Here is a 783-nt window from a genome sequence, read left to right as displayed (position 1 = left end):
CCCGGTTTGTAAAATTAAGTTAGAAAAACAAAAAAGCCATTTGTGATAGACTTTTGAGTATCCCTAATCAAAAGAAAGGCAATCACAAATGACCTACAAACATCTTACCACACGTGAATTAACTCTCATAGCTGAATTTTATCGTCAAGACACTCGAGCTTATCGAGTTGCTAAATCACTAAAGCGTAGTGCTGAAACAATTTATCGAGTTTATCGTTACTTGGATACGGGCAAGACAATTACGCAGTATTTAAAGCAGTACCAACGGAATAAGCGCCGTTATGGTCGTAAACCAATGACGTTACCTGATGATGAAGTAAGTTACATTACCAAGCAAGTTAGTCAAGGTTGGACGCCAGATACCATTATTGGTCGGTTAGAGAAGAAAATCAGTTGTAGTATGCGGACGCTTTATCGCATGTTTGCTCGTGGTCAATATGGCTTTGATGTTAAGCAGTTACCAATGAAAGGTAACCGTCACCCAAATGGCTACGTTGAACGGCGTGGGAAAGCTGGCCATCTTGGTCGCAGTATTTACCAACGTTATCGCGATTTTCCACATTACCAACATGAATTTGGTCATTTAGAAGCTGATACGGTTCAAGGGAAAGCTCACCATGGTGCTGTGATGACCCTAGTAGAACGGATTTCAAAAGTTGAGATTGTTTTGAATGTCCATCACAAAACGGCCGAGAGTGTGAACTATTATTTGGACCAATGGCTATCAAAACAGTCTCGTCATCTTTTTAAGTCCATCACCTTTGACAACGGTAAGGAATTCGC

The 783-nt window shown here is 40.6% G+C and carries 1 protein-coding gene; it reads left to right on the top strand.

What is annotated here, in order from left to right; translation table 11 throughout:
- Nucleotides 1-88 precede the first annotated feature (88 nt).
- The coding region (locus tag FD34_RS01485; protein ID WP_057806098.1) for an IS30 family transposase at nucleotides 89-783 on the top strand (695 nt) is incomplete at its 3' end.

The sequence above is a fragment of the Limosilactobacillus pontis DSM 8475 genome (assembly GCF_001435345.1).
Classification (GTDB): Bacteria; Bacillota; Bacilli; order Lactobacillales; family Lactobacillaceae; genus Limosilactobacillus; species Limosilactobacillus pontis.
Note: the sequence above shows the minus strand (reverse complement) of the source record. Positions and strands in the feature narration are given on the sequence as shown.